The following is a 12,272-nucleotide window of genomic DNA, read 5'->3' as shown; positions in this document are numbered from 1 at the left end:
ATGTCAGCTCAGTGAAATGCGGATCGCGGCCGCCGCGGCGAGCGGCGCCAGGACCAGCGCGAGCACGAGGCCCGCGCCGAGGTAGAGCAGCGGCGCGGCGGCATCCAGGCCCTGGCCGGCGAGCGCGACGGCGCCCGCGCCGAACACCAGCACCGGTACGTACAGCGGCAGTGCAAGCAGCGCGACAAGGATACCGGAGCGGCGCATGCCGACGGTCAAGGCGGCGACGACGGCGCCGATCAGGCTTAACAGCGGCGTGCCCAGGGCGAGGGAGGCCATGAGCACGGGGAGTTCGGCGCGCGGGAGGTGGAGCAGTTCGCCGAGGATCGGGGTGGCGATCAGCAGCGGCAGCGCGGTGGACGCCCAGTGCATGAACGTGCGGACCAGCACCAGCCACGACAGCGGCACCGGCGCGAGCATCCATTGTTCGAGCGAGCCGTCCTCGGCGTCGCCGCGGAACAGCGTGTCGAGCGCGAGCAGCCCGGCGAGCAACACCGCGAGCCACAACACGGGCGCGGCGACCCGCGCGAGGATTTTCGCTTCGGCGCCCAGCGCGAGCGCGAACAGGACGACGACGAGCAGCGCGAACAACGCCGGCTGCAACGCATCGCCGCGGCGGCGCCACAACAGGCGCGCATCACGAGAAAGCAACGCGATGGCCGCCGAACGCATCAAGCGGCGCGCTCCAGCGTGAGCATGCGCGTGCGCACCGGCGGCGCGGCGTACGCGCCATGCGTGGTGAGCAGGCTCGCACCGCCGGCGCGCAGGTGCGCCTGCACCATGCGGTTCACGAGGTTGATGCCGTCGAGGTCGAGGTTCGCGTAGGGCTCGTCGAGCAACCACAGCGGCGCGGGCGAGAGCCACAAGCGTGCGAGCGAGAGGCGCTTCTTCTGTCCCGCGGACAGTTGCCGCGCGGGCGTGTCTTCGTAACCGGACAGGCCGACGATGCCCATCGCCGTCTCCGGCACCTGGCCGCGGCGGCGGCCGTGCAGCCCGCAGAGGAAACGGAGGTTTTCCAGCGCGGTGAGATCGCCCTTCAGGGCCGGCAGGTGCCCGAGGTAGGCGATGGCCCGTGCGCGCAGCAACGGCGCGGCCGGGCTGCCGTCGATGTCGATCTCGCCTTCGTCGGCGCGCAGCAACCCGGCGAGCACGCGCAGCAACGTCGTCTTGCCCGCGCCGTTGTCGCCCTGGACGAGCAAGGCTTCGCCTGCGTCCACGGAGAACGCGAGGGGGCCGAACACCGGTTGTTCGTTGCGCGCGAAGCGAAGACCGCGTGCTGCGAGCAGCGGGACGTTGCTCATTCGGGGGCCGGATCCTGCGGAGCGGCCATTTTACCGGGTCGCGCGCGCGGCGCGTGCCCGATGGCCGTCATTTGGCCTTCGTCGGCTGCCGGATCGCCTTCGAATGCAGCGGCGCCCATTCGACGTGGTCGCGGTGCTTCGCCATCAGCGGCTGCGTGGCGTACATGCGCAGGCCCACGGGCTCCCCGCGTGTCCACACCAGCGTGCCCAGTTGTCCGTAGCGCAGCGCCAGGCGGTCGAATTCCGGGTCCGGCATGTCCATCACCACCCAGCTCGGCTCGCGCCAGCTGCGGTTCGGTGCCGACGAAAACCCCGGACGGAAGGACAGACCGCTGGTGAGCAGGGCGGCGTGCAGCGATTCGTCGGCGCGGCGGTTGACCGCCTCGGTGCGCGGGATCGACTGCGGGTCCCAGGCCGACAGCAGCCCGAACCGCCGGCTCAACGGGAAGAAGGCTTCCAGCTCCGGGCACCGCTGCCCGATGCGGATGGCGCGCCACTCTCCATCGAGCTCCCAGCGGTATTCGGCCGCGTAGTAGGCGTCGAGCAGGGTGGCGATGCGCAGGTCGGTGTGTAATGACATGGACGCTCAGGTTTAACGCATGCACCTGCCTTACGTAAACTCGGAAGCCCGCCGGACGCCCGCCTTCCGTCGGAATCCCCCCGAACCGCACGGACCGCCCATGCCCACCATCGTTTCCAAGCTGCCGAAGGTCGGCACCACCATCTTCACCGTGATGTCGCAGCTGGCGATGGAGCACCAGGCGGTGAACCTCGGCCAGGGCTTCCCCGACTTCCCCGTGCCCGACCTGCTGGTCGAATCGCTGGACCGCGCGATGCGCGCCGGCCACAACCAGTACGCGCCGATGACCGGCATTCCCGCGTTGCGGCAGGCCATCGCGAACAAGACCGAGCGCGTGTACGGCTGGCGGCCGAACGCCGACACCGAAGTGACGGTGACCTCGGGCGCGACCGAAGCGATCTTCAACGCGATCCACGCCGTGGTGCACGCGGGCGAGGAAGTCGTCGTGCTCGACCCGTGCTACGACTGCTACGAACCGGCGATCGAACTGGCCGAAGCCACGGCCGTGCATGTCGCGCTCGACCCGCAGACCTTCGCGCCGGATTGGTCGAAGGTGCGCGCCGCGATCACCCCGCGCACCCGCATGCTGATGATCAACAGCCCGCACAATCCGTCGGGCGCGATGTTGTCGGCGGCCGACATGGCTGAAGTGGCGGCGATCCTGCGCGACAACCCGAACGTGTTCCTGCTGTCCGACGAGGTGTACGAACACATCGTGTTCGACGGCGCGCGCCATGAATCGGTGCTGCGCTATCCGGAATTGCGCGAGCGCGCGTTCGTCGTTTCGAGCTTCGGCAAGACCTATCACTGCACGGGCTGGAAGGTCGGCTACTGCATCGCGCCGGCCGCGTTGTCCGCCGAATTCCGCAAGGTCCATCAATACAACACGTTCTGCACGTTCGCGCCGGCGCAGCATGCGTTCGCGGAGATGATCGAACGCGAGCCCGCGCATTACGAAGAACTCGGCGCGTTCTACCAGGCCAAGCGTGACCGCTTCGCAGCGCAATTGCGCGAAACGCGGTTGAAGCCGTTGCACGTGCCGGGCGGTTACTTCCAGCTCGTCGATTACTCGGCCGTCAGCGACCTCGACGACCTCGCGTTCTGCCGCTGGCTGACGACCGAGCACGGCGTCGCCGCGATCCCGCTGTCGCCGTTCTACGAAACCCCGCCGGCCGGCCAGCGCCTGGCGCGCCTGTGCTTCGCGAAGAACGACGCGACGCTGGACGCGGCCCTTGCGCGTCTTCGCAAGCTCTGAAGGACGGGGTGCCTATCGTGGCGGCCATGAACGATCTCCGCGTTTCCCTCGTCCAGGGTGAGACCCGTTGGCACGATCCGGACGCCAACCGGGAGTACTACGGCCACCTCATCGCGCCGCTGCATGGCACGACCGACCTGGTGCTGCTGCCGGAGACTTTCACCAGCGGCTTCAGCAACGACGCGATCGACCAGGCCGAAACGATGGACGGGCCGACGACGGAATGGCTTCGCACGCAGGCGTCGACGCTCGGCGCGGCGATCTGCGGCAGCGTGCAGATCCGCGATGGCGAGGGCGTCTACAACCGCCTGTGCTTCGTGACGCCGGACGGCGCGCTGTCGACGTACGACAAGCGTCATCTGTTCCGCTATGCGAAGGAACACGAACGCTATGCCTCGGGCCGCGTCCGGCTGACGGTCGAATGGAAGGGCTGGCGCATTTGCCCGCTGGTTTGCTACGACCTGCGGTTCCCGGTGTTCTCGCGCAATCGCTTCGACGTCGAACGGCCCGGCGCGCTGGATTACGACTTGCTGGTGTACGTCGCCAACTGGCCGTCGGCGCGGACGTATGCGTGGCGCACGCTGCTGCGCGCGCGTGCGATCGAGAACCTGTGCTTCGTCGCGGGGTTGAACCGCGTCGGCACGGACGGCAACGGGTTGTCGTACGACGGCGCAAGCGCGGTGATCGACGTGTTCGGGCAGCCGTTGAGCGAGTGCGCCGGCGAAGAGGTCGTGGTCACGACGAGTTTGCCGGCGAAGGAGCTATTGGCGCATCGGGAGCGGTTCCCGGCAATGCTGGATGCGGATGCGTTCGATCTGAAGTAGCGCCGTCTCCCAACCCCTCTCCCTGCGGGAGAGGGGCTCGGAAGCATCACGCCGCGGCGGCTTTCTGCTTCGCGAAGCGAGGGAACAGCGCTTCGGCGTTGCCGCGTTCGATGGCACGCTGCGCGCCCGCATCGAGCACCGGGCTGCCGTCGAGCGACGTGTTCTCGTACTGCACCACCATCTCCGGCACCATCGGCCAGTCGCTGCCGTAGAGGATGTGGCCCGGGCGCGCGATGTTCGTCAGCGCGGCCAGGGTCGAGGGCGCGGTGGACAGGGCGGTGTCGAAGTACAACTGGTCGATGTAGTGACCGACGTCCTTCGGTGCGTGCTCGCCGTAGCCCATGCGCCGGCTCAGCTCCATGCGCATCGGCAGGTACGGGATCGTGCCGCCCGCATGCGAGACGATGTACTTGATGTTCGGGTAGCGCTCCATCGTTCCGCTGTAGATCAGGTTGGCGACGGCGCGCGAAGTGTCGAGCACGAATTCCACGATGCCCCACGGGATCGTCAGCTGCGGCACGATCGCGCCCGGCACGACGGTGCTCGGGTGGATGTGCACGATGGCGTTGCGGCGGTCGAGTTCCTGGAAAAACTCCTCGAACTCCGGGTTGCCCGGGTACTGGTTGCCGAAGCTGCTGAACATCTGCACGCCGTCGAGTTTCAGCACGTCCATGGCGTATTCGAGTTCGCGCAGCGCAGCGCCCGTATCGGGCAGCGGCATCGCGGCGAACGCGCCGAACGTGGCGGGGTCGTCCTGCACGACGCGCGCCATGAATTCGTTGGCGTGGCGCGCCCAGTGCGCGGCCGCGGCGTTGTCGCCCCAGAACACGCCCGGCACGACCGAACCGACGGCCTGCGCGATGCCGTTGCGCGCCATCGTTTCCTTGGCGAGCTGGATGCTCCAGTCGGGAATGGGCGGGCCGCCGGTCCAGTGCGCGCCCTGCTTGGCGAGCCAGGCGACGAATTCGGGCGGCACGAAGTGGTGGTGGACATCGATGCGTTGCATGGTCGTGTGACTCCTGTGGTTACCAATCGAAAGCGACGCCGAGCGTCGGGCCGGAAAAGTCGAGGTCTGCGATGTGGCGGTCGTCGCCGAAGTCGTAGTCGAGGCGGCGATAGGTCACGAAGACTTCGCCCCAATGCGCGGCGTAACCGACGCCCGCGCTCGCGTTCCAGGTGAGGTCGGTCGCGCCGGTGCCGGCGTCGACGTACCAAGGGACGAACCACTGCTTGCGCTCTCCGAAGTACACGCGGCCCTTCGCGCCGACGATGCCGTCCCACGTCGAATGCCCGACTTGCGTCGAGCCGCTGCGCAGGGTGCCGATCACATCGGCGTTGAAGTCCCAGTCGAGTTTCACGGTCGCATCGAGCAAGCGCCCGCCGGCGAACACGTCGATGTGAGCGTTGTCGCCTTCGAGCGCGCGGTAGGTGCCGGCGACGGTGAGGGCGAAGGCTTCGATGTCGAGCGACGCGTTCGCGTACGTACCCGGCGGCAGCGGCGCGCGGCCGGCGAGCAGGGCGCGCGTGCCGTTGACGTGCTGCCCGAGGTCCATCGCGACGAGGTCCGCGAATCCGCCCCAGCGGCCCTTGCGGAACTCGAACGTCGCCATGCCGGCGGCGTCGGTGTGCGAGATCAGGTCGTCGGCGCTGAGATACAACTCGCGTTCGCCGCCGCTGGGCAGGCGGGCGTTGCCGCCGACTTTCGGAACGAAAGCGTAGAGGCTGGCGCGGAAACGCCAGTCGTCGCTGGAATCGTCGAACCGGTCCTGCGCGAACGCCAGCGATGGCAGGAGCAACGATGCGGCGAGGATCGCAAGGGGGAGATGGCGGGGCACGTCGGGCGCTCCAGAGGGGATGCCCGTTTCAACGCACGTGGCGTGCCAGTGTGTAAGTGATTGATGTGGCGAGGATTGCGTGCGTGGGCAGGTTCGAGATGGTGGCGATCGACAGCCAACTGGCGATTCGCAACCACCGTCCCGTCAAGCCAACCCGTGCTTCTCGATGCGTGACCGCAGCTGCGCCCGTGTAATCCCCAACAAGCGTGCCGCTTCGGACTTGTTGTGCTTCGCCCGCGCCAGCGCGTCTTCGATCATGTTCCGTTCCGCATCGCCGAGCGATTGCGGCGGGCCGATGCGCACGATCGGCATGGGTTTCGCCGCTGCGATTCCGATCGGCAAGTGATCGGCGGTGATCATCCCGCCCTCGCTCAGGATCACCGCGCGTTCGATGGCGTTGCGCAGTTCGCGCACGTTCCCTGGCCAGGCGTGCGCGGTGAGTGCGGCGATGGCGTCGTCGCTCACGCCCGCGGCGGGGCGGCCGATGCTTTGTCCGACTTCGTGCAGGAAGGCTTCGACGAGCAGTGGAATGTCTTCGCGCCGATCGCGCAGCGGTGGCAGCGCGATGTCGAACACCGCCAGGCGATAGAACAGGTCCTCGCGGAACGTGCCTTGCGCGATCGCAGCTTGCAGGTCGCGATGCGTGGCCGCCAGGACGCGCACGTCCGCGCGCAACGTGCGGGTGCCGCCGAGACGTTGGTATTCGCGTTCCTGCAACACGCGCAGGAACTTGGCCTGCACCGTGGGGCTCATTTCCGCGACTTCGTCGAGGAACAGCACGCCGCCGGCGGCCTGTTCGAGTTTCCCCGGATGCGCGGCCTGCGCGCCGGTGAAGGCGCCGCGGTCGTGGCCGAACAGTTCCGACTCCAGCAATTGTTCCGGCAACGCGGCGCAATTGAGCGCGACGAACGGACCCTTGCGCCGCACCGATCCGCGATGGATGAAGCGCGCGATGACTTCCTTGCCGGTGCCCGATTCTCCGGAGAGCAACACCGTCGTGTCGGTGGGCGCGACCTTCGTTGCCAGTTCGAGCACTTCGCGCCAACGCCGCGAGCGGCCCAGCGTGCGATGCGCGCTGCGTGCATCGAGTTCTTCGGCCAGCACCTGGATGCGGCGTTCGAGTTCGGAAGCACGTTCGCGCGCGGCTGCGCTGCGGCGGGTTTCGTCCGCAAGCGTGCGCGCCAAACCTTCGTGTGCGAGCGCGAGCGATGCGAGTTCGGCGATCACCAGCAGCGCTTCACCGTGCGCCTGCGTGAACCGGCCGGGCGTGCGCGAGACGAGCAGCACCGAGCCGAGCCGCCGATCGCGATGTTGCAACGGCGCGCGCAGGATCGCGCGGAAGCCGCGTTCGAGCGCGAGGCGATCCATCGGGTAGGCGAGGTCGAGTTGCGTCTGCGCGTCATCGATGACGACGAGGAAGCGATCTTCGTCGGGCCAGAACGCCGGCGAATATCCCGCGCGCGGAAAGACAACGCCTTCGAGCTGCTTGACGTCGGCTTCGCCCGCGGCGGCGACGGCGCGCACGGTGCCGTCGCTTTCCAGCTTGACGATGCCCATGGCATCGAACGGCACCAGCGCGCTGCACGCATCGGCCACCGCGTCCCAGACCGCGCGCACCTCGAGCGAATCGGCGATCGCGCGTGCGATCGCGGCGAGTGCCGCGTGCAACTCCGATGGCGCCTGGACGGCCATGGCCCGGATCATACGCCCGGGCTTTTTCGATGCATCAGCCGAAATACACCCGTTCGGCCGCCCATCGGACGGGCGGCGCGGACAGCAACAGATCGAAAGGCCAGTCGAAGGGCATGCGGTCGTAGGCCCAGCGCAATGCACGCTTGGTGCGGAAGCGCGGTGCGGCATCGATGGCGACGCTTTCCGGCGACGGGCCGCCATGTCGCAAGTGCGCGGCGACGGCGCGGCCGACGGTCCATGCGTGTTCCCACGATGCGCGGATGCCGCCGGCAGTGACGGGCGAGACGATGCCCGCGGCGTCGCCGGTGAGGATCGCGCCGTCGCGCGCGAGTGGCCACACCGGTCCGCTGCACGGGATCAAGCCCGCGCGCGTGGGGCCGGGCGTGAGCCGCAACGGCAACCCGCCGGCCTGGCCGACGCGCAGCAGGAAGGCATCGAGGTCGGGGACGCGCACGTTCGCCGGATCGTGGCGCAGTGCGAGACCGGCCTGCACGCCGCCCGGGTTCTGCGCGATCCAGCCGATGTAGCCGGGCGCGTGGCGTTTGCTGATGAAGCAATGCAGCGCGTCGGGGTCGGCGAGCATTGCGTGCGGGAATTCGTACTCGATGCCGTAGAGGAAGCCGCGCACGCGCCCGAGGCCGCAACGCTCGGCGACACGCGAACGTGCACCGTCGGCTCCGATCAGGAAGCGCGCGCGACCCGCACCTTCGACCTCCCAATGATCGCCGACGCGTTGCGCATCGCGAAACGATGTTCCCAAGCGCAAGTCGACGCCATGCGCGCGCAGTTGGTCGGCGAGCCAGCGCATGACGCCGGGCGTATCGGTCGTCAGGAAGTAGCAGCCCGGCGCGGCGAGCGCGACTTGTCTCAGGCTCGGGGCGTAGAGCTGGACGCGTTCGACGCGCCGCGTGAGATGCGCCGGCAACTGGCCGAGCAGCGTGCGCTCGGCGGCTTCCTTCACGATGATGCCGGTGGTGCGCAGTTTGTCGCCGGGGTCCGTCTTGCGTTCGAGCACGCACACGCGCAACCCCGATTGCGCGGCGGCGAGTGCGCACGCCGCGCCGGCGAAACTGGCGCCGACGACGATGAGGTCATGGTCCATGCGCGCAGTGTTCGCGCGCGCGGCGAAGCGACGACGAACTTGATGTGAAGCGAAAAAGAAGAAAGGGCGCCGGAGCGCCCTTCCATTCGTCGATCAACCGCCGCTATGCCGGCCGCCGCCGGGGCGACCGCCACCACGCGGGCCACCGGGGCGCGGGCCGCCGGGGCGGGGGCCACCGGGACGCTGGCCGCCGGGGCGTGCGCCGCCGGGGCGCGGGCCACCGGGACGTGCGCCGCCAGGACGCGGGCCACCGGGGCCACGCGGACCACCGGGAGCGCGCGGCTTGTCGCCGTACGGATTGAAGCCGCCCGGATTCGCGTGGTCCGACGGGAACGACGGTGCGTTTCCCGGGTGCCCGTAAGGACGCGAACCGCCACCACCACCACCGGGACCGCGATTCGGACGATCGGCGCGATTGCCGTCGCGATCCCCGAACGGACGCGGCTGGCCGCCGCCGCGATTCGGATTCGGGCCGCCGAAACGATTGCCGCCACCGCCGCCCGGCTTGCCGGCGCCGCCGGGCTTCGGGCCGTACGGCTTGCGCGGACCGCGCGCGCCATCCGGATTGCGATGACCGGTCGGGCCGGTATCGACGCCATCGGGCACGTACCACGTGCGGAACGCGGCGGGGTTGCCGTTGTCGCGCTGTTCGCCGGGACGCATGCGCTGGCCCTGCTGGCGCGGGCCCTTCGGCTTGAATGCCTTGTTGCCGGCCTTCGCCGCGGCTTCGCCGCTGACGGTCAGGCCGCCGTGCGGCTTCTTGCCGCCGCGACCCGGGCCGCGACGATCTTCGCGCACGTGGTCGAAGCGACGCAGTTCACGCCCTTCGTCCGCGGTGTTGTGGCCGCCGACGTAACCCGCCGTGCGCGCGCCACCGAAATGCAGCGTGGACTTCGCCGCGCGACGCTGGCCGATCACCGGCATCAGCGTGAGCGAGGAGGGCGCACCGTCTTCCAGGCCGAGCTTGCCGCGCAACGTCGCGACCTTGTCAGGCGCCAGTTCCTGCGACTGGCCGCGCAGCAGCGGCTGCGGCAGGGACACCTCGCCGTAGCGGATGCGCTTGAGGCGCGAGACCTGGCAGCCCTGCGATTCCCACAGGCGGCGCACTTCGCGATTGCGGCCTTCCTTCAGCAGCACGCGGTACCAGTCGTGCGACTGGTCTTCGCCGCCGGAGATCTTTTCGATCTCGTCGAACTTCGCCGGGCCGTCTTCCAGCGCGACGCCGCGACGCAGGCGGTCGACGAGCTTGTCCGACACTTCCTCTTCCCCTTCCGGCGGACGCACGCGGCAGACGTACTCGCGTTCGATCTCGTAGGAGGGATGCATCATCGCGTTGGCCAGCTCGCCGTCGGTGGTGAGCAGCAGCAAGCCGGTGGTGTTGATGTCGAGGCGGCCGATCGCGATCCAGCGCGCGCCCTTCAGCGAGGGCAGCGATTCGAAGATGGTCGGGCGGCCTTCGGGGTCTTCGCGCGTGGTGACTTCGCCTTCGGGCTTGTTGTAGATCAGCACGCGGGCCGGTTCAGTCAGCGCGGTGGCGACGAACGTGCGTCCGTCGATTTCGATCTTGTCGCCGCCGGTGACGCTCATGCCGACTTGCGCGACGTTGCCGTTGACCTTCACCAGGCCATCGGCGATGCGCTGTTCCAGCGCGCGGCGGGAGCCGAGGCCGGCCTGCGCGAGGACCTTGTGCAGGCGCTCCTCGATGCGGGGGGCGTCGGCGGGTTGTTCCTGTGCGCCGCGCTTCAGGGACAGCTTGCGGCGTTCTTGCTCGCTCATTGGGTTTGCTCCGACGAGGCCATTTCGGCGTCGTCATCTTGGGTGGCGTCCGCGGTGTCTTCTTCAGTTTCCGCATCGCCGTGGGGGACAGGAAGTTCCTGCGTTTCGTTGTCGTCGACGTTCGTTTCGTCGACCGGTGGGGACATCGCGGCCTGCGGGCCGGTGTCGGGTTCGAACTGCAGTTGCGGTTCGAGCTCGCCGATGTCCTTGAGTTCGGACAGCGGGGGGAGTTCGTCGAGGCGCTTGAGGCCGAAGTAATCCAGGAAGGCCTTCGTCGTGCCGAACAACGCCGGCTTGCCCGGGACGTCGCGATGGCCGACGACGCGGATCCATTCGCGTTCTTCGAGCGCCTTGATGATGTTGCTGTTTACCGCCACGCCGCGGACCTGTTCGATCTCGCCGCGGGTGATGGGCTGGCGATAGGCGATCAGCGCCAGGGTTTCGAGCGTGGCGCGGGTGTACTTGGTCTGGCGTTCGGTCCACAGGCGCGCGACCCAGGCGTGCACGTCGGCCTTGACCTGGAAGCGGAAGCCGGAGGCGAGCTCGACGAGTTCCACGCCGCGGTCGGCGCAACCCTCGCGGAGGAGTTCCAGCGCCTGTTCGACGGAGCCGTCGGGCGCGGGATCGTCCAGCGAGAACAGGCCGTGCAGCTGCGCGAGCGTCAGCGGCTGGTTCGCCGCCATGAGCGCGGCTTCGACGATGCGGGTGATCAGGCTTTGGTCCATTGCATTCATGCGTGTCAGTCGTTCGCTGCGGCGGGTTCGTCGTCGAACTCGCTGGAAAGTTGCAGGGCTTCGGGCGCGCCTTCGCCGACGGCGAGGGACTTCACATAGATCGGGGCGAGGGTGCGGTTGTCGCCGTGCGTATCCGACGGCGGCTCCTGCACGATCTCGATGAGTTGTTCCTTCGCCAGCGTGAGCAGCGCCAGGAATGTCACCACCACGCCGAGTTTGCCTTCCTGCACGGTGAACAACGATTCGAACCGCTGGAACTGGCCGTCGTGCAGGCGTTCGAGCAACTCGCCCATGCGCTGGCGCACGCTCAGGGCGTCGCGCTTGATCGCATGTTGCGTGAACAGCTCGGCGCGCTTGAGTACGTCGGCCAGCGCCAGCAACATCTCGCGCAGGTCCACCGGCGGCGGCAGTTTCACTTCCGCGCGGTCCGGCACGAAGGCGTTGACCGGTGCGGTGTCGCGGTCCTGGCGGGGCAGGGCGTCGAGGTCTTCGGCGGCCTGCTTGAAGCGTTCGTATTCCTGCAGGCGGCGCACCAGGTCCATGCGCGGGTCGTCTTCCAGGCCTTCTTCCGTCGGCGGGCGCGGCAGGAGCATGCGCGACTTGATCTCGGCCAGGATGGCGGCCATGACCAGGTACTCGGCGGCGAGCTCGAAGCGCATCTCGTGCATCGCCTGGATGTAGTCGACGTACTGGCGCGTGATCTCGGCGACCGGGATGTCGAGGATGTCCAGGTTCTGGCGGCGGATCAGGTACAGCAGCAGGTCCAGCGGACCTTCGAAGGCGTCGAGGATGACCTCAAGCGCATCCGGCGGGATGTACAGGTCCTGCGGGATCTGCAGGACCGGCTGGCCGAGCACGACCGCCAGCGGCATTTCCTGCTGCTGCGGGTGCGTCGGGTTGTGCGTTTGCGGGTGGACGCCGTTGGCTTCGGGGCCTTCAGGCGCGGGCACGCTCGGTTCGTCGGACATGCGGTAGGCGGCCCCCTCGAGGCCACGGGGTGGAGCAATGCAGCGCGAACGGCCAGGCCGTGCGCAGCCGCGGATCTCTGAAGTCGCTTGCGGGGGGACCCGGTGGGGTCGCGACGGGCCGCGTCGACCGCGGCTCCGTAAACAATGACCCCAAGGGTACGGGGGCGGGAGAGGGCTGTCCACCACTTACAATCGCCTTTTCAGC

Annotated in this window: 11 protein-coding genes and 1 pseudogene; 2 read left to right on the top strand and 10 right to left on the bottom strand. The window is 68.6% G+C overall.

The genetic code is table 11. The features are described from left to right. Positions 1-3 precede the first annotated feature (3 nt). The 3 genes from ccmB to LF41_RS15905 all read right to left on the bottom strand — a co-directional run bounded on the left by ccmB (position 4) and on the right by LF41_RS15905 (position 1,881). Complete coding sequence (ccmB, locus tag LF41_RS01180; RefSeq protein WP_036164630.1) at positions 4-672, bottom strand: heme exporter protein CcmB; 669 nt, start codon at positions 670-672, stop codon at positions 4-6. Next, positions 672-1,301 carry a heme ABC exporter ATP-binding protein CcmA gene (gene ccmA, locus LF41_RS01175; protein WP_036164627.1) on the bottom strand — a complete coding sequence of 210 codons (630 nt, stop codon included), beginning with the start codon at positions 1,299-1,301 and terminating at the stop codon, positions 672-674. Before ccmA ends, ccmB begins: the two co-directional genes overlap by 1 nt. Positions 1,302-1,368: 67 nt before the next feature. Next, positions 1,369-1,881: a DUF3293 domain-containing protein gene (locus tag LF41_RS15905; protein WP_052116017.1), complete on the bottom strand. Its 513-nt coding sequence runs from the start codon at positions 1,879-1,881 to the stop codon at positions 1,369-1,371. Between the two features lie 100 nt (positions 1,882-1,981). On the opposite strand from LF41_RS15905, the gene LF41_RS01165 reads away from it, so the two are divergent. Beyond that, positions 1,982-3,136 carry a pyridoxal phosphate-dependent aminotransferase gene (locus LF41_RS01165; RefSeq protein ID WP_036164624.1) on the top strand — a complete coding sequence of 385 codons (1,155 nt, stop codon included), beginning with the start codon at positions 1,982-1,984 and terminating at the stop codon, positions 3,134-3,136. Positions 3,137-3,162: 26 nt separating this feature from the next. After that, the gene (locus LF41_RS01160) at positions 3,163-3,960 is read left to right on the top strand and encodes an amidohydrolase (RefSeq protein ID WP_036165616.1); all 798 of its coding nucleotides are present in this window, start codon (positions 3,163-3,165) and stop codon (positions 3,958-3,960) included. A 46-nt stretch (positions 3,961-4,006) separates the two neighbouring features. Here the strand turns inward: LF41_RS01160 and LF41_RS01155 are convergent, their stop codons facing one another. From LF41_RS01155 to LF41_RS01125, 7 genes and pseudogenes are all read right to left on the bottom strand, one after another. Continuing rightward, positions 4,007-4,966, bottom strand: a complete 960-nt coding sequence (locus tag LF41_RS01155) for an amidohydrolase family protein (RefSeq protein WP_036164621.1) — start codon at positions 4,964-4,966, stop codon at positions 4,007-4,009. Positions 4,967-4,985: 19 nt separating this feature from the next. Next, entirely contained in the window at positions 4,986-5,795 is an 810-nt protein-coding gene (locus LF41_RS01150) for a hypothetical protein (protein WP_036164618.1), read from the bottom strand. A gap of 144 nt (positions 5,796-5,939) precedes the next feature. Beyond that, positions 5,940-7,487, bottom strand: coding sequence for a sigma-54-dependent Fis family transcriptional regulator (locus LF41_RS01145; protein ID WP_052116016.1), 1,548 nt, complete (start codon positions 7,485-7,487; stop codon positions 5,940-5,942). A 34-nt stretch (positions 7,488-7,521) separates the two neighbouring features. Beyond that, on the bottom strand, positions 7,522-8,589 hold the full coding sequence (locus LF41_RS01140) for an NAD(P)/FAD-dependent oxidoreductase (protein ID WP_036164602.1): 1,068 nt from the start codon (positions 8,587-8,589) through the stop codon (positions 7,522-7,524). Between the two features lie 93 nt (positions 8,590-8,682). Continuing rightward, positions 8,683-10,365, bottom strand: a complete 1,683-nt coding sequence (locus tag LF41_RS01135) for a pseudouridine synthase (protein WP_036164600.1) — start codon at positions 10,363-10,365, stop codon at positions 8,683-8,685. Positions 10,366-10,537: 172 nt separating this feature from the next. Then, positions 10,538-11,090, bottom strand: a pseudogene (scpB, locus tag LF41_RS01130) (SMC-Scp complex subunit ScpB); the annotation flags it as partial. Between the two features lie 14 nt (positions 11,091-11,104). Then, the gene (locus LF41_RS01125; RefSeq protein ID WP_036164597.1) at positions 11,105-12,067 is read right to left on the bottom strand and encodes a segregation and condensation protein A; all 963 of its coding nucleotides are present in this window, start codon (positions 12,065-12,067) and stop codon (positions 11,105-11,107) included. Positions 12,068-12,272: the final 205 nt, after the last annotated feature.

Origin of the sequence: Lysobacter dokdonensis DS-58, from assembly GCF_000770795.1 — a bacterium.
Taxonomy (GTDB): domain Bacteria; phylum Pseudomonadota; class Gammaproteobacteria; order Xanthomonadales; family Xanthomonadaceae; genus Noviluteimonas; species Noviluteimonas dokdonensis.
The sequence above is the reverse complement of the archived record's forward strand: the minus strand, read 5'-3'. Positions and strand labels throughout refer to the sequence as shown.